The 16,048-nt window shown below is 72.0% G+C and carries 16 protein-coding genes; 10 read left to right on the top strand and 6 right to left on the bottom strand.

The window, feature by feature from the left end:
* Window positions 1–8 precede the first annotated feature (8 nt).
* The 6 genes from ACFPIJ_RS18235 (at window position 9) to ACFPIJ_RS18210 (ending at window position 4,808) form a co-directional block, all read left to right on the top strand.
* Window positions 9–1,148: a glycosyltransferase family 4 protein gene (locus tag ACFPIJ_RS18235; protein ID WP_380116316.1), complete on the top strand. Its 1,140-nt coding sequence runs from the start codon at window positions 9–11 to the stop codon at window positions 1,146–1,148.
* 66 nt (window positions 1,149–1,214) lie between these two features.
* Entirely contained in the window at window positions 1,215–1,691 is a 477-nt protein-coding gene (locus ACFPIJ_RS18230; protein WP_380116314.1) for a hypothetical protein, read from the top strand.
* A 190-nt stretch (window positions 1,692–1,881) separates the two neighbouring features.
* The gene (gene pdxS / locus ACFPIJ_RS18225; RefSeq protein WP_380116312.1) at window positions 1,882–2,790 is read left to right on the top strand and encodes a pyridoxal 5'-phosphate synthase lyase subunit PdxS; all 909 of its coding nucleotides are present in this window, start codon (window positions 1,882–1,884) and stop codon (window positions 2,788–2,790) included.
* 8 nt (window positions 2,791–2,798) lie between these two features.
* A complete protein-coding gene (gene pdxT, locus ACFPIJ_RS18220) occupies window positions 2,799–3,410 on the top strand; it encodes a pyridoxal 5'-phosphate synthase glutaminase subunit PdxT (RefSeq protein WP_380116310.1) in 612 nt (203 codons plus the stop codon).
* 3 nt (window positions 3,411–3,413) lie between these two features.
* Window positions 3,414–4,169 (top strand): YebC/PmpR family DNA-binding transcriptional regulator, encoded by a 756-nt coding sequence (locus ACFPIJ_RS18215; protein WP_380116308.1) that lies wholly within the window; start codon window positions 3,414–3,416, stop codon window positions 4,167–4,169.
* 66 nt (window positions 4,170–4,235) lie between these two features.
* On the top strand, window positions 4,236–4,808 hold the full coding sequence (locus tag ACFPIJ_RS18210) for a hypothetical protein (RefSeq protein ID WP_380116306.1): 573 nt from the start codon (window positions 4,236–4,238) through the stop codon (window positions 4,806–4,808).
* Here ACFPIJ_RS18210 and ACFPIJ_RS18205 read toward each other — a convergent pair.
* Window positions 4,782–5,480 (bottom strand): response regulator, encoded by a 699-nt coding sequence (locus ACFPIJ_RS18205; protein ID WP_380116305.1) that lies wholly within the window; start codon window positions 5,478–5,480, stop codon window positions 4,782–4,784. The two genes, ACFPIJ_RS18210 and ACFPIJ_RS18205, sit on opposite strands and share 27 nt — an antisense overlap.
* On the bottom strand, window positions 5,477–6,607 hold the full coding sequence (locus ACFPIJ_RS18200; protein WP_380116821.1) for a sensor histidine kinase: 1,131 nt from the start codon (window positions 6,605–6,607) through the stop codon (window positions 5,477–5,479). Before ACFPIJ_RS18200 ends, ACFPIJ_RS18205 begins: the two co-directional genes overlap by 4 nt.
* Window positions 6,608–6,769: 162 nt before the next feature.
* Here ACFPIJ_RS18200 and ACFPIJ_RS18195 point away from each other — a divergent pair, with 162 nt between their 5' ends.
* Entirely contained in the window at window positions 6,770–8,026 is a 1,257-nt protein-coding gene (locus tag ACFPIJ_RS18195; RefSeq protein ID WP_380116303.1) for a hypothetical protein, read from the top strand.
* A 16-nt stretch (window positions 8,027–8,042) separates the two neighbouring features.
* Here ACFPIJ_RS18195 and ACFPIJ_RS18190 read toward each other — a convergent pair whose 3' ends face one another.
* From ACFPIJ_RS18190 to ACFPIJ_RS18175, 4 genes are read right to left on the bottom strand one after another with little or no spacing between them, the layout of a single operon-like run.
* Window positions 8,043–9,209: a cytochrome P450 gene (locus tag ACFPIJ_RS18190; RefSeq protein ID WP_380116301.1), complete on the bottom strand. Its 1,167-nt coding sequence runs from the start codon at window positions 9,207–9,209 to the stop codon at window positions 8,043–8,045.
* Window positions 9,206–10,864 (bottom strand): FAD-dependent oxidoreductase, encoded by a 1,659-nt coding sequence (locus ACFPIJ_RS18185; protein ID WP_380116300.1) that lies wholly within the window; start codon window positions 10,862–10,864, stop codon window positions 9,206–9,208. The genes ACFPIJ_RS18190 and ACFPIJ_RS18185 overlap by 4 nt, the downstream gene beginning before the upstream one ends.
* Before the next feature lie 34 nt (window positions 10,865–10,898).
* The gene (locus ACFPIJ_RS18180; protein WP_380116298.1) at window positions 10,899–11,969 is read right to left on the bottom strand and encodes a sensor histidine kinase; all 1,071 of its coding nucleotides are present in this window, start codon (window positions 11,967–11,969) and stop codon (window positions 10,899–10,901) included.
* Window positions 11,966–12,613: a response regulator gene (locus tag ACFPIJ_RS18175; RefSeq protein WP_380116297.1), complete on the bottom strand. Its 648-nt coding sequence runs from the start codon at window positions 12,611–12,613 to the stop codon at window positions 11,966–11,968. The genes ACFPIJ_RS18180 and ACFPIJ_RS18175 overlap by 4 nt, the downstream gene beginning before the upstream one ends.
* A 146-nt stretch (window positions 12,614–12,759) precedes the next feature.
* On the opposite strand from ACFPIJ_RS18175, the gene ACFPIJ_RS18170 reads away from it, so the two are divergent.
* Genes ACFPIJ_RS18170 through ACFPIJ_RS18160 form a run of 3 tightly spaced genes read left to right on the top strand, consistent with a single transcriptional unit; the run spans window position 12,760 to window position 16,046 of the window.
* On the top strand, window positions 12,760–13,383 hold the full coding sequence (locus ACFPIJ_RS18170) for a GtrA family protein (protein WP_380116296.1): 624 nt from the start codon (window positions 12,760–12,762) through the stop codon (window positions 13,381–13,383).
* Window positions 13,277–14,449, top strand: coding sequence for a glycosyltransferase (locus tag ACFPIJ_RS18165; RefSeq protein ID WP_380116294.1), 1,173 nt, complete (start codon window positions 13,277–13,279; stop codon window positions 14,447–14,449). Before ACFPIJ_RS18170 ends, ACFPIJ_RS18165 begins: the two co-directional genes overlap by 107 nt.
* Window positions 14,439–16,046: an ArnT family glycosyltransferase gene (locus ACFPIJ_RS18160; protein ID WP_380116292.1), complete on the top strand. Its 1,608-nt coding sequence runs from the start codon at window positions 14,439–14,441 to the stop codon at window positions 16,044–16,046. Before ACFPIJ_RS18165 ends, ACFPIJ_RS18160 begins: the two co-directional genes overlap by 11 nt.
* Window positions 16,047–16,048: the final 2 nt, after the last annotated feature.

The raw sequence follows: 16,048 nt of genomic DNA, 5'->3' as shown, positions 1-16,048 counted from the left end.
GAGGCGTGTTGCGTATCGGGATCGTGTGCCCGTACTCGTTCGACGTGCCCGGCGGGGTGCAGAACCACGTCCGCGACCTGGCGGAGACGCTCATCGCGCTCGGCCACCACGTCAGCGTCCTGGCACCCGGCGACGAGGAGAGCGGCGAGCAGCCCTACGTCGTGCCGGCCGGGCGGGCGGTGCCGGTGCCCTACAACGGTTCAGTCGCCCGGGTGTCGTTCGGCCTCATCTCCGCGACCCGGGTCCGGCGCTGGATGGCGGCGGGCCGGTTCGACGTGCTGCACGTGCACGAGCCGCTCATCCCGAGCCTGTCGATGCTGGCGGTGCTGTCGGCGCGCGGGCCGGTGGTCGCCACGTTCCACACCGCGATGACCCGCTCCCGGGCGCTCGCCGCCGCGCAGGGGCTGCTCCAGCTGGTCCTGGAGCGGATCACCGGGCGGATCGCGGTGAGCGAGCTGGCGCGCAAGGTGCAGGTCGAGCACCTCGGCGGCAGCGCGTGGGAGATCCCGAACGGTGTGCAGGTGTCGCGGTACCGGACCGCCACACCGCTGCCGGGCTGGCCGGGTTCCGGTGGGACGCTCGGGTTCCTGGGGCGGTTCACCGAGCCGAGGAAGGGGTTCCCGTTCCTGCTGCAGGCGTTTGCGACCCTGGCACGTTCGCGGCCCGACCTGCGGCTGCTGGTGGCGGGGCCGGGGGACGTCGACGAGGTGATGTCTGATTTTCCGGACATTTCGCCGCACCGGGATCGGATCGTGTTTCTCGGGAAGGTGTCCGAGGAGGACAAGGCGCGGATGCTGCGCAGCGTCGACCTGTACATCGCGCCCAACACCGGCGGGGAGTCCTTCGGGATGATCCTCACCGAGGCGATGTCGGCCGGCACCACCGTCGTGGCCAGCGACCTCGACGCCTTCCGGCGGGTCCTGGACGGCGGCCGGGCCGGCGCGCTCTTCCCCGTCGGCGACAGCGCGGCCCTGGCCTCGACGATCGGCGGCCTGCTCGACGACCCCGCCCGGCGGGCCGCCCTCGCCACCAGGGCGACCGAGGTCGTCGCCGCGTACGACTGGCCCGTCGTCGCCGAACGTGTCCTCGAGGTCTACTCCACGGTGATCGAGGTCGCCGGCGCGGTGGTGGAGCAGCCCGTTCCATAGGTCCGCCGGTACCGTAGGCCGCTGGCCGGTCCAGGAGACCGCTGTGCGTACCGTAGGCTCCGCCCTGTGTGGTGGGTGATCACGGTGGTGTCGGTGGTGGTCCTGGTGGCCACCTACCTCACCTGGCTCGCGGCCCGCGTCGACCGGCTGCACGCGCGGGCGGTCGCGGCCTACGCCACCCTCGACGCCCACCTGCTGCGGCGCGCGGTCGCCGCGGTCGCCCTCGCCGAGGCCGCGCAGCTGCCCACCCTCGTCTACGCGGCCCGGATCGCCGTGGACGCCCAGCCCGAGGACCGTGAGGTCGCCGAGAACGACCTGACCCGGCACCTGCGCGACGCGCACGAGGACGCGGCGGCGCCGGAGGAGGCGCTCAGCGGGCTCGTGCAGGTCAGCCGCCGGGTGGCGCTCGCCCGGCAGGTGCACAACGACGTGGTCCGCGACGCCCTGGCCGTGCGGCGGCGGCTGCTGGTCAGGCTGTTCCGGCTGGCGCGCAAACACCCGCGGCCGGCGTACTTCGACGTCGACGACCCGTCACTGTCCTGATTCGTGGCCGTTTCGTAGGCTCTGCCGTTTTTCGGGCTTTTCCGGTTTATCAGGCGCTCCGCGCCCGCTAGACCGGAAATATCATCATCTGGGTTTGTGGGCCGCGGGGTTGCCATTGGACGTCGGACGTGGTCCACCCGCGGGCGTAAACTCGCAGGTGATTCCCTTCCCCTGTTAGGAGTGCTTCGTCGTGTCCGAGTCGCCCACCACCAGCACGTCAGTCACCGGCACCGCGCGCGTCAAGCGGGGCATGGCAGAGATGCTCAAGGGTGGCGTCATCATGGACGTCGTCACCCCCGAGCAGGCCAAGATCGCCGAGGACGCCGGCGCCGTCGCCGTCATGGCCCTGGAGCGCGTCCCCGCCGACATCCGCGCGCAGGGCGGGGTCTCCCGCATGAGCGACCCCGACATGATCGACGGCATCATCGCCGCCGTCTCGATCCCCGTCATGGCCAAGGCCCGCATCGGCCACTTCGTCGAGGCCCAGGTCCTGCAGGCGCTCGGCGTCGACTACGTCGACGAGTCCGAGGTCCTCACCCCGGCCGACTACAGCAACCACATCGACAAGTGGGCCTTCACCGTGCCGTTCGTCTGCGGCGCCACCAACCTCGGCGAGGCCCTGCGCCGCATCACCGAGGGCGCCGCCATGATCCGCTCCAAGGGTGAGGCCGGCACCGGCGACGTCTCCAACGCCACCACCCACATGCGCAAGATCCGTGGCGAGATCCGCCGGCTGACCTCCCTGCCCGAGGACGAGCTGTTCGTCGCCGCCAAGGAGCTCCAGGCGCCGTTCGACCTCGTGAAGGAGGTCGCCGAGACGGGCAAGCTGCCGGTCGTGCTGTTCACCGCCGGCGGCATCGCCACCCCGGCCGACGCCGCGATGATGATGCAGCTCGGCGCCGAGGGCGTCTTCGTCGGCTCCGGCATCTTCAAGTCCGGCAACCCGGAGCAGCGCGCCGCCGCCATCGTCAAGGCCGTCACCTTCCACGACGACCCCGACGTCATCGCCAAGGTCTCCCGCGGCCTCGGCGAGGCCATGGTCGGCATCAACGTCGAGGAGATCCCGCAGCCGCACCGTCTCGCCGAGCGCGGCTGGTGACCGCCGGCATGATCATCGGTGTGCTCGCCCTGCAGGGCGATACCCGCGAACACCTGCACGCCCTGGCCGAGCTGGACGTCATCGCCCGGCCGGTGCGCCGCCCCGACGAGCTCGACTCCGTCGACGCACTGGTCATCCCCGGCGGCGAGTCGACGGCGATGAGCAAGCTGGCGATCGAGTTCGGCATGACCGAGCCGCTGCGCAAGCGGATCGCCGGCGGCATGCCCACCTACGGCTCCTGCGCCGGCATGATCATGCTGGCCGGCACGATCCTGGACGGCCGCGCCGACCAGGTGCCCTTCGGTGGCATCGACATGACCGTCCGGCGCAACGCCTTCGGCCGGCAGGTCGATTCGTTCGAGGGCACCGTCGACATTTCGGACATCGAGGGCGGTCCGTTCTCCGCCGTCTTCATCCGCGCCCCCTGGGTCGAAGAGGTCGGACCCGACGTGCGGGTGCTGGGTCGTGTGAACGCCGGACCGGCCGCCGGTAGGATTGTCGCGGTTCGGCAGCAGCACCTGCTCGCGACCGCCTTCCATCCCGAGCTCACCGGCGACCTCCGAGTTCATCGGTACTTCGTGGAGATGGCGCGTGAGGCGGGCCAGACGACGGAGGGTTAGGCCATGTCCGGGCACTCAAAATGGGCGACGACCAAGCACAAGAAGGCGGTCATCGACGCCAAGCGCGGCAAGCTCTTCGCCCGCCTGATCAAGAACGTCGAGGTCGCCGCCCGCACCGGCGGCGGCGACGTCAACGGCAACCCCACGCTCTTCGACGCCATCCAGAAGGCGAAGAAGAACTCCGTGCCCAACGACAACATCAACAACGCGGTCAAGCGCGGCTCGGGCCAGATCGGCGGCGGCGCCGACTGGCAGACCGCCATGTATGAGGGCTACGGCCCCAACGGCGTGGCGATCCTCATCGAGTGCCTCACCGACAACCGCAACCGCGCGGCGACCGAGGTCCGCGTCGCGCTCACCCGCAACGGCGGCAACCTCGCCGATGCCGGCAGCGTCTCGTACATGTTCACCCGCAAGGGTGTCATCATCGTGCCCAAGGCCGGCGAGCTGACCGAGGACGACCTGCTCCTGGCCGTCCTGGACGCGGGCGCCGAAGAGGTCAACGACCTCGGCGAGGCCTTCGAGGTCATCAGCGAGGCCACCGACCTCGTGCCCGTCCGCACCGCCCTGCAGGACGCCGGCATCGACTACGAGTCCGCCGACTCCTCCTTCGTCCCCAGCGTGACCGTCCCCCTGGACGAAGAGGGCGCCCGCAAGGTCTTCAAGCTGATCGACGCCCTGGACGACTGCGACGACGTGCAGAACGTGTACGCGAACTTCGACGTCTCCGACGAGGTCATGGCCCTCGTCGAGGCCTGACCGATCCGTGCCGCACGGGGGCGGGAGCCGGCGGCTCCCGCCCCTTCGCGGTCTGTGAGGAGCTCCGTGTCAGAGGCTCTTGCCGCGCTGGTGCGGTCGTTCCCGGACGAGCCTCTGCGCCTGATCCCGGGTGACCCCGGCGCGGAGTGGGACGCCAACACCAGGTGGTTCGGGATCCCCGACGAGCCGGTCGATCCGGCAGCGGTGGCCGCGGCGCTGGAGGAGGTCGGCCGGCGGCTGCGGGTCCGCTTCGGCGCCGAACCGGGACCGGTCACCTTCTACGCCTGGCACGACGAGCAGGCCGGCCAGCTCCGCTGCGCGCTGCGCTCCGTGCCGCCGGACGAGTTGCCGTTCGGTGGGCGGCACGTGGTGGTCGAGCGGCCGGACGCGGTGGTCGCCCTGATCGCCGACGACGAGCACCCCGGCGTCGTGCTGTGGGACGAGCTCTCCCCGGCCGCCGCCGAACCCGCTCCGGAACCGCCGCCGTTCCCGGTCTTCGCGGTGCCGATCGCCGTCTCCGCCCTCCCCGGCGACGGTGTCGATGTCGATGGCTCTCCCGCCTCTCGTCCCGTGTCCGCTCTCCGGGACGCCACCCCCACCCCTGTCACAGGATCACTGGCCGGGGCGGATCAGGCCTGATTCGTAGGCGTAGACGACGGCCTGGACGCGGTCGCGGAGGGCGAGTTTCATCAGGACGCGGGCCACGTGGGTCTTCACCGTGGCCTCGCCGACGGTGAGGGCGGCCGCGATCTCGCCGTTGGACCGGCCGCGGGCCATGAGGCGCAGGACGTCGGTCTCGCGCGGGGTGAGCTCGGCGAGCTCCGGGGGTGGCTGCGGGCCCGGGGTGCCGGCGTAGGAGGCGATGACCCGGGTCGTGACCGCCGGGTCGAGCAGGGCCTCACCGGCGGCGACCACGCGGATCGCGGTGATGAGGTGCTCCGGCGAGGAGACCTTCAGCAGGAAGCCGCTGGCGCCGGCGCGGAGCGCCTCGTACAGGTTGTCGTCGGTGTCGAACGTGGTGAGCACGATGACGCGCGGCGGGCTCGGGGCGGCGAGGAGGGCGCGGGTCGCGGTGAGGCCGTCCTGGCGGGGCATCGCGATGTCCATGAGGACCACGTCGGGGCGGAGCCGGCGGGTGAGGGCGACCGCGTCGACGCCGTCGCCGGCCTCGCCGATGACCTGCATGTCCGGCTCAGTCTCGATCACCATGCGCAGGCCGGCCCGGACCATGCGCTGATCGTCGGCGATGACGACGCTGATCCGCGACCTGGAATTCGACGGGGAATCCGACGGGGAATCCACAGAGGTCACGACGCCACCAGCAGGGGGAGGCGGGCGTGCACGGCGAAGCCGCCGCCGGGGCGGGGGCCGGCGTCGAGGTCGCCGCCGAACAGGGTGGCGCGCTCGCGCATGCCGATCAGGCCCTGGCCGGTGCCGGGCACGGGGACGCCGGAGCGGCCGCCGGAGTCGACGACCGACAGGTGCACGCCGTCGCCGGCGTAGCGCAGTTCGACGGTGACGTGGGCGGGGCCGGCGTGCTTGAGGACGTTGGTGAGGGCCTCCTGGAGGATGCGGTACGCCGACAGGTCCGCCGCCGGCAGCAGCGTGACCGGGGTGCCCTCGCGCCGGAACGCGACGGTCAGGCCGGCCTCGCGGACCTGGGCGAGCAGCTCGTCGAGGCGGTCCAGGCCGACCGGGACGGCTGCGATGCCGGCCGCGGTGCCGGTGTCGCCGCGCAGCAGGCCCAGGGTGCGGCGCAGCTCGCCGACGGCGTCGCGGCCCGAGGACTCGACGCTGCGCAGCAGGTCCGTCTCGACGGTCAGGCCGGCGTCGAGGCGGCGGCGGACCACGCCGGCCTGGATCACCATGACGGTGACGCTGTGCGCGACCATGTCGTGCAGCTCGCGGGCGATGCGGACGCGTTCCTCCATGACCGCCTCGCGGACCCGTTGCTCGCGGATCGCGGCGCGGGCCGCGGCGGCGTCGCTGCTCTGCCGGTGCTGGACGGCGAAGGCGGCGCCGAGGATCCACGGGGCGACGGGGAAGAAGAACGCGCCCATCGGGTCGACCGGGTCGACCTGCCAGAAGACCGCACCGGTCGCAACGGCGAGGACCAGGCCGGCGACGCCGCGGGTGCGGGCCGGCCAGCCGCCGGCGCCGAGGAGCGGCACGTGCCGGCCGACCGTGTACGCCGCGATGATCATCGCGGCGAGCTGCCAGAGGCGGTAGTTGACGATCTGGTCCGGATACCAGTACTTGAGGCCGGCGACGCAGTTGGCGAGCAGCACGGTGAGCGGGGCGGCCCGGCGCAGGGCGACGAGCGGGACGAACGCCGCGAGGACGAACGGCCACCAGCTGCCCGGCTGGTGCGCGACCACCTCCTCGGTCAGCGCGAACGCCACGAACGCGCCCGCCAGCCCGAGATCCGTCCGGCTCATGTTCACCTGCTGACCGTAAAGGCTGATCCGGGTTGGGTGAGCCCGTCCGGCGGATGACGGGGCGTCCCCCTCGCGGTGGATGGAGGTTCCGTCGCGGTGCGGGCGACCGGTGCGCCCGCAGGTCCGTACGGTGCCGGTCCGACTTCGAATCAGGGGTATCAGATGCGGCTCTTCTTGTTGCGATTCCTGCTCTTCCTGGCGCCGGCCGTCCTCGCCGTCGCCACCGCGGTCGACCCGGCGCTCGGCGACGCGCAGGGCACCGGCGTCTACCGGGCGCATCCGGACGCCATCCAGTGGCACTCGGTGCTGCTGCACTGGTCATGGGTGCTGTTCGCGCCGGCGTTCCTCGGGCTGATCGCGCCGATCCGCCGCCGGGGTGCGGTGCTGGCCCGGATCACCTGGTGCGCGATCGTGTTCGGGCTGGTCACGTTCTCGGCGTTGATGGCGTACGACCTGGCCCTGCTCGCGATGGAGCAGGCGCTGCCCGACGCCGACGTCACCAGGGCCGACGAGGCGTTCCAGGGGATGGGCTGGGCGGAGTGGGGCTGGCAGGTGCCGGGCCTGGCCGGCTGGGCGGTCGCGCTGCTGCTGACGCCGGTCACGGCCGCGTACGCGAAGGTCATCTCGTGGTGGACGGCGGGCGCGGCGCTGCTCGGTTCGGTGCTGTACCTGCTGTTCGCGATCTCCCCGCTGCCGGTCAACCTCGCCGGTCCGGTGGTGCTGGTCGTCGCGTACACGATCGCGGGCTGGGAGGTCGGCAGGTTCCAGGCGCCGGCCGAGCCGCCGGTGTCCGGCGCGTTCCAGGACGCGGTCGGGCGGGTCTGCCTGGTCGCGGCGCCGGTCGTCTTCGGGGCGGGCCTGCTGACCGTGCCGGGCCTGTCGCCGGACGTTGCGGCGGCGGTGCGGCACCCGGGGCTGGCGCAGGCGAGCGCGTTCCTGCTGCATCTGGCGTGGTTGCTGTTCGTGCCGGGGATGCTGCTGCTGATGCGGCGCGGCCGGCGCTTCACGACTGTCGCGGCGGCGGTCACGGCGTTCGCGCTGATGCACTTCAGCGGGTTGATGGTCGGCGACTACAGCGACCTGGCGGTGCGGCTCACGGTGCCGGCGGACGCCGCCGGGAAGGTCACCGACGCGTTCGGTGGGTACGCGCTGTTCACGTTCGGCTGGGCGGTCCCGGCGATGGTGCTGAGCCTGCTCGGGCTGATCGCGGTGCCGATCGGTGCGGCGGCCGACGGCCTGGTCCGGTGGTGGGTGCCGGTGCTGACCGGGCTCGGGGTGGTGGCGTTCCTCGCCGTCGGGGTCGGTCCGCTGTCGGTGCTCAGCCCGCTGCTGCTGCTGGCCGGGTACGGCCTCCTGGCCCGGGCGCTGCCCCCGCGCCGGGCGGCCCCTGTGATCGAGCCGGAGCCGGTGGCCGCCTGAGCGGCCACCGGACCCGTCAGTCCAGGGCTACGCGCAGGTGGCGGGGGCCGCGCAGGACCGGGCTCGGGCGGTACTCCGGCGGGTCCTCCAGGAGGCGGGCCCGGGCCAGCACCGGGGCCAGGGCCCGCAGCGCCACCTGCGCCTCCAGGCGGGCCATGGGCGCGCCGAAGCAGTAGTGGATGCCGTCGCCGAAGCCGAGGTGCGGCACGGGGCGGCGGTCCGGGTCGAAACGGTCCGGGTCGCTGACGTGGCCCGGGTCGCGGTTGCCGGCGGCGAGGACCAGGGTGATCGAGGCGCCCGCCGGGATGGTGGTGCCGCCGATCGGGATGTCGTCGAGCGCGGTGCGCCACGGCAGGAACTGCACCGGCGGGTCCCAGCGCAGCACCTCCTCGACGAAGGGGACCACGAACGCCGGGTCGTCGAGGAGCCGGTCCAGCCAGCGCGGCTGGCGCAGCAGGAGCAGGGAGGCGTTGGCGATCAGGTTGACGGTCGTCTCGTGGCCGGCGACGAGCAGCAGCAGCGCGGTGCTGACCAGCTCGTCGCGGGTGAGCCGGCCGTCGGGGCCGTCGTCGTTGGCCAGGGAGCGCAGCAGCCCCGGCTCGGGGTCGGCGTCGACCAGGTCGCCGAGGTAGTCGGCGAGCTCGCGGAACGCCTCGGTCTGCCGGGGGCTCCCGGTCCGGGTCGCGGTCGAGGCCAGCGCCGTGTCGATCCACGCCCTGAAGCGGGGCTCGTCGGCCAGGGGTACCCCCAGCAGCTCGCAGATGACGAGGACCGGCAGCGGGTAGGCGAACTGGTCGACGAGGTCGGCGGTCGAGGCCGGCAGGTCGGCGACGAGCCGGTCGACGATGCCCTCGAAGGACTGCTGCAGGTCGGCGACGAGCGTCGGGCGGTGCGGCGGGCCGAACTGCCGGGTGGCGAGGCGGCGCAGCCGGTCGTGCTCGGGCGGGTCGGTCCGCAGGAAGCTCGGCGCCAGCCCGATCGGCTCGCCGGACGGGTCGTACGCGGAGCTGATCCGCGGGTCGTGCAGCAGCGCGGAGATCTCCTGGAACGTGGTCACCAGCCAGGTGCCGTCGGGTTCGCGGCCGACCGGAGTCCGGCGCAGCGACGTGTACAGCGGATACGGGTCATGCCGGTTCACGGGGTCCAGGACCGCGCCGAAGACGGAGCCGACGGAGATCGTCATCGGGTCCCCCCGACGAACGCCGCGGACCGGGAGCTGGGATCGTGCCCGGTGACCACGACCGTCGCGTCGCGGGCCAGGAACTTCGGGTCCGGCACGTCGGCCGGCACCGGCACCATCGTCTCGGGCTGGTCGACGGTGGTGAACCGGGGCGGGAACGGCGCGGCCTGCTCGATCAGCCGCTCGTAGAACGGCAGCCACTTGCCGTGGTTGAAGGTGACCGCGCCCGTCAGCCGGCCCTTGTACCCGTACGCGGCGGCGAAGCGGCGTTGCTCCACCGAGCCCTGGGTGACGACGACCTCGTCGGCGAACGTGGGCACGCCGACGGCCTTGATGTTGGTGCCGAACTGCAGCGACCAGAACGACGGCATGTGCAGGTGCGGCCAGCGGTCCGACTCGTCGCTGACCATGTTGTGCGCGGCGATCTCGGCCTGGGCGACGGCGTTGGCCCAGTGCTCCAGGGCCAGGAACTGGTAGCCGAACATCGCGTTCGGTGCCCGGGCCACGTCACCGGCGACGAACACGTCGTCGAGGACGAGCCCGTTGACGTCGAAGGCGCGGCAGCCGGCGTCGCAGGCGAGCCCCCACGGGCCGACCGCGAGACCCGAGTCGCGGAGCCACTCGACGTTGCGGACCCCGCCGAGCGCGGCGACGACGACGGCGACGTCGGCCTGGGTGCCGTCGGAGAAGCGGGCCCGGCGGACCCGCCCGTCGGGGTCGCCCTCGATCGCCTCGACGGTGACCCCGCAGCGCAGGTCGACGCCGTGCTCCCGCTGCAGGTCGGCGGCGACGGCACCGATGACCCCGCCGAGCGCGCCGGCGAGGGGCGTCGCGGCGGCCTCTGCGACGATGACGTCCAGGCCCATCGACCGGCAGGTGGAGGCGACCTCGGAGCCGGCGAACCCGGCCCCGATGACCAGCACCCGGGGCGCCGGGCCGGAGGGCTGGTCGGGGTCGCCGGCCGGCGGCGGCATGGTGTTGAGGTGGGCGGCGGCGCCGTACGGGGCGAGGGCCGCGAGGCGTTCGTGCAGGTGCATGGCGTCGTCGCGGGTGCGCAGCACGAACATGCCGTCCAGCGCCGCCTCGACCGGGTCGGGCCACGGCCGGGCCCGGACGCCGGTGGTGATCAGCAGCCGGTCGAACGGCACGGACGTGTTGTCGTCGAGGCGGACCCGGCGTTCGGCGAGGTCCAGGCCGACGGCGGTGACGCCGAGCCGCCAGGTGGCGTCGAGGTCACTGCGGTGCGGCAGCGCGGTCCCGTGCGGCGTGACCCGGCCGCTGAGTGCCTGCTTCGACAGGGGCGGGCGGTCGTACGGTTCGCAGTCCTCGCAGTCGACGAGGGTCAGCGACCCGGTGAACCCCTCCTCCCGCAGCGCCTCGGCGGCGCGCAGCCCGGCGAGCGACGCGCCGACGATCACGATGCGGTTCGGGCGGTCCTCGACGTGCACCGGCGGCATGTCCTGCACCGCCAGCCGGTCGATCTGGATCGCCTGCACGGGGCAGGCAGCCGCGGCCCGGTGGACCCGCTCGCGCTGGTCCTCGGCGGGCGCCGGGTCGTACATGAGGGCCTCGTCGCCCTGCATCTGGAACGACGACGGCGCAAGGAACGCGCACTGGGCGTAGCCCTGACACTTGGTGAGATCAACTACCACGCGCATGAGCCAACGGTCACCCCCGGGCGCGGCGGTCGCCTCACCCCACGAGGACGGCGGCGGAACTGGGCAGGATCGCGCGGACGACGGTGCCGACGCCCGGCGCGCTCATCACGTCCAGGGTGCCGCCGACCAGCTCGGCCCGCTCCCGCATGGAGCGCAGCCCGAGCCGGCCGGGCCGCCCCGCCGCACCGCCCGGCAGGCCCGGCCGGAACCCGACGCCGTCGTCGACGACCTCGAGGACCACCCGGGTGTCGTCGCCGGCGAGCCGCAACGTCACCTGTGAGGCGCCGGCGTGCCGGGCGGCGTTGCCGAGGGCCTCCAGGGCGATGCGGTACAGCGTCTCCTCCACCTGCGGGCTGACCGCCGGTTCGGCGTCCAGTTGCAGGCCCCAGCCGGGCGGGACGGCGCCGGTGCCGGGCGCGAAGTGCAGCGCGTCGACGATCCGCCGCAGCGCCGCGGCGAGGCCGGCGCCGACCAGGGTCTCCGGGCGGAGCCGGACGATGATGCCACGCAGGTCGCTCAGCCCGGCGCTGGCCGTCTCCTGGATCCAGGCGAGGGACGCCTGCGCGTTGGCCGGATCCCCGTGCAGCAGCTCCGCCGCGGTGCCGGCGCCGAGGCTGATGCCGTACAAGGTCTGCACCACCGAGTCGTGCAGCTCCCGGGCGAGCTGCTCACGCTCGCGGGTCGCCCGGGGGGCGTCGGTGCCGAGGGCGAGGGCGGCCACCGCCGCGAACGCCTCCAGCCGGCGTGGGTGCGGCGGGCGGCGGTGCCCGGCGGCGACGAGCGCGCCGGGGACGCCGGCCTGGCCGGGCAGCGGCACGCAGCAGACCGGGCCGCGCCGCACCGGCCGCCCGGTCCGCACCGCCGCGCCGGCGACCGTGGCCACGATCCCGTCCAGGGTCCTGTCCAGGGTCCCGTTCAGGGTCCCGTCCATCTCGGGCCGGCCCGGGCGGGTGAGGGAGGCGGCCCGGACGTGGCCGGTCGCGTCGAGGACCAGGACCGTCGCCGCCGGCAGGGTGAGGGCGGCGCGGTCGCACACCGATCGCAGGACCTCCTCCGCCGGCGTGCCGGCCCGCAGAGCCGCGTGCAGCGCCGCGAGGTGCCTCAACTGGGTGCCGCCGCGTGGACCGGCACGAGCCCGACCCGCATCGCATACAGGGCGGCCTGCGTGCGGCTCTCCGCGTTGAGCTTCTGCAGGATGTTGCTCACGTGCGTCTTCACCGTCTGCGGCGCGATGTGCAGCTCCCGGGCGATCTGCCCGTTGGCGCGGCCCCGGGCCAGCAGCACCAGGACCTCCTCCTCGCGGCGGGTGAGCTGCGGCTGCGCGGCTGGCACGTGCACGTCGCGGACGAGGCGGGCGGCGACCGCCGGCGACAGCTGCACCTGGCCGGCCGCCGCGGCCCGGACCGCCCGGTGCAGCTCCTCGGAGGACGTGTCCTTCAGCAGGTACCCGACCGCGCCGGCGTGCAGGGCGTCGGCGATGAGCTGCGGCTCGAGGTAGCCGCTGAGGGCGACGACCTCGACCCCGGGCAGCTCGCGGCGGATCACGGCGGTCGCGGAGATACCGTCGAGGACCGGCATGAGCAGGTCCATCAGGACGAGGTCGGGTCGCAGTTCGTGGGCCAGGCGCACGGCCTCGCGCCCGTCGCCGGCGAGGCCGACGGTCTCCAGGTCGCCGCTGAGGGACAGGAAGCCGCGCAGGCCCTCGCGGACCATGGCGTGGTCGTCGGCGATCAAGATCTTGATACTCATCGCCGCGCGCTATACCCCGGTGCGGCGGCGAATCACCACGTCCCAGGTGCCGTTCGGCGTACGCCAAATGGGGGAGGACCAAGGTCGCCGCCACCGACCGACCGTGGCGTGATGTAAGGCACCGAGAAGGCGGGCACCGTTGCACCGTGACGCCCAACTTGCGCCGGCTGGGCCGGTTTTCGCTGGTGGGAGCCGGCGGTGTGGTGGTCAACAACGGTGCGTTGCTCGTGCTGCACGGGGGGTTCGGACTGGCGCTGCTGCCCGCCACCGTCGCCTCGGTCGAGCTGGCGATGGTCACCAACTACGTGCTGCACGAACTGTGGACGTTCCGGCACCGCCGCACGAAGAACCGGCTGTCGCTGCAGCGGTTCGCCTACTTCAGTCTGGCCGGTCTCGCCGCGTTGCCCGTCAACGTCGTCGCGGTCCAGCTGCTGGTCGCCCTCGGCATGCACTACCTGCCAGCGAACCTGATCGGCATCGTCGCCGGGTTCGCCGTCAACTTCGCCGTCAGCTCGAAGTGGATTTGGAGTGAACGCACCGATGGAACAGCTGGTGTTGACCATCCTCACCCTGATCTCGCTGGTGCTGACAGTGCAGGCGGCGCATGCGTTGTACCTCATGATCTACACGTGGGACCGGCCGGAGGCCGGCGACAGGGCGCGGGTGCCCGATCGACGTGCTACGCCGGCACTCTCCTTCACCGCCATCCTCCCGGCACGGCACGAGGAGGAGGTCATCCAACACACCATCGCCCGCGCCGCGTCCGCTGACTACCCGCCGCACCTGGTGCAGATCCTCGTGGTCTGCTCGGCCGACGACGTCGGCACGATCGAGCAGGCCCAGGCGCAGGTGAACCGGCTGCGCGCGATGGGCCGCACCAACGTCGAGGTGGTCGTCTTCGACGACGGGCCGATCAACAAGCCGCACGGGCTCAACACCGCGCTGCGGTATGCCACGAACGACGTCGTTGCCATCTTCGACGCCGAGGACGAGGTCCAGCCGCAGCTGTTCGACATCGTCAACACGATCATGTCGGAGGAGGACGTCGGCTGCGTGCAGGCCGGCGTGCAGCTGATGAACTTCCAGTCCAACTGGTACTCGACGTTCAACGTCCTGGAGTACTTCTTCTGGTTCCGCAGCCGGCTGCACTACCACGCGAAGAACGGCGCGATCCCGCTCGGCGGCAACACCGTCTTCTTCAAACGGCAGCTGATCGAGCGCCTCGGCGGCTGGGACGAGTCGAACCTGACCGAGGACGCCGACATCGGCCTGCGCCTGTCCAGCATGGGGGAGAAGGTCCGGGTGGTCTACGACGACCGCTACGTCACGAAGGAGGAGACGCCACCGACGCTGCAGAGCTTCATCAAGCAGCGGACCCGGTGGTGTCAAGGCTTCATGCAGACCCTCGGCAAAGGCACCTGGAAGCTGATGCCGACCCGCCGCCAGCGGTTCCTCGCCTGGTACACCCTGGCGTTCCCGCACGTGCAGGCGATGCTCGGGGTGTACCTGCCGGTGGCGCTGCTCAGCGCGTTCGTGCTGACCGTGCCGGTGCCGATCGCGATGCTGTCGTGGCTGCCGGTGCTCATGCTCGGCGCCCACTTCGTGATGAGCGTCGTCGGGCTGTACGAGTTCACCGGCGCGCACGGGCTGAAGGCCACCCCCGCCACGGTCGTGAAGATGGCGATCACCTGGTTCCCGTACCAGATGGTGCTGTCCTACGCGGCGGCCCGCGCCCTGTGGCGGCAGGTCAGGGGCGAACGCAACTGGGAGAAGACGGCTCACGTCGGTGCGCACCGCACCGCGGCGGAGACAGCGGAGCTGACCAATGTCGGCTGATGTTCTGAACCGGCCGGGGACCAACAAGCCGACCGGCACCCAGAAGCCCCCGCAGACCCGCGGGTGGCCGCTCATCGTGGTCAGCCTCGCCATCGGCCTGGCGACGCACGGCTGGAACATGTTCCGCTACCCGCTGTACCTCACCGACGAGGGCATCTACATGGAGCAGGCCTGGTCCGTGCTCCGTGAGGGCAAGCTGTCGCCGTACACGTACTTCTACGACCACGCGCCGATGGGCTGGCTCACGATCGCCGGTTGGGTGGCGGTCCTGCCCGGCGGCTTCAACGCCTTCGGCAACGCGATCAACACCGGGCGGGTGTTGATGCTCATCGTGCACCTGGTGTCGGTGTTCCTGCTGTACGAGATCATCCGGCGCTTCACCGGCAGCAAGGCGGGCGCGTTTCTGGCGGTGTTCGTGTTCAACGTGTCGCCGCTCGGCGTGTACTACCAGCGCCAGGTCCTGCTGGACAACCTGATGATGCTGTGGATCCTGCTGGGCCTGTACCTGCTGGCCCGCAAGGACGGCCGGATCGTCACCGTCATGGGCGCCGGGCTGTGCTTCGGCCTGGCCCTGGTGACCAAGGAGAACGCGCTGTTCATCCTGCCCGGCTGCGCGTACCTGCTGCACCGCGCGATCAAGTCGCAGCCGAACCGGCGTTTCGGGGTGTCGTTCTGGTGGTTCGCCGCCCTCGCCCCGGTCGTCGGCTACCTGCTCTTCGCCCAGATCAAGAACGAGCTGTTCCCGCAGAACTTCAACTTCAACCTCGCCGCGGCCACCCCCGGCGACCACGTGTCGCTGCTCTACACCGTGTGGTGGCAGCTGCACCGCAACTCCAACAGCAGCAACGGCCTGTCGTTCACCACGCTGCTGCAGAACAGCTGGCTGTTCAAGGACCGCTACCTGCTCATCGCCGGCACCGCCGCGACCGTGCTCGGACTGTTCGCGGGGCGGCGCAACAAGCGGCTGCGCGGCCCGATGCTGGCCTGCGCGCTGATGGGCGTGGGGTACGGCTTCTACCTGACCCGCAGCGCCCTGCTCGACTTCTACATCGCGCCGATGGTCCCGCTGTTCGCGCTGAACCTCGGGATGTTCTTCGGCTGGCTCACCCGGCGCACCAAGCCCGCCGGCGCAGCCGTGCTCGTCGCCTGCCTGCTGGTGCCGGTGGTGGTCATGCCGGGCGGCTTCATGGTCAAGTACAACACCAAGGGTGAGCTGGAGTTCAGCGACGCGTACCGGCTGCCGCTGACCCGCCTGCAGGAGCAGCAGGTCGCCTGGATCAAGGCGAACGTGCCGACGGACGCGAAGCTCATCATCGACGACGACATCTGGGTCGCCCTGCACGACAACGACCCGCCGTACAAGTACGCGCACCCGCACTACAAGGCCACGTCGGACCCGGACGTGCGGGACAAGGTGTTCGCCTCCAGCTGGGAGAACGTCGACTACGTCGTGATGTCGAACAAGATGCGCGACGCCCTCGAACGCGGCGGCGAGACCTGGATCATCGAGGCGATCGACCAGCACGGGACACCCGTGTGGGAGGCGACCCGCGGCGACGTCTCACTGCAGATCATCAAGATCGGTGAAACCTCGTGAGC

Origin of the sequence: Dactylosporangium cerinum (assembly GCF_042653625.1) — a bacterium.
In the GTDB taxonomy this organism is placed as follows: Bacteria; Actinomycetota; Actinomycetes; order Mycobacteriales; family Micromonosporaceae; genus Dactylosporangium; species Dactylosporangium cerinum.
Note: the sequence above shows the minus strand (reverse complement) of the source record. Positions and strands in the feature narration are given on the sequence as shown.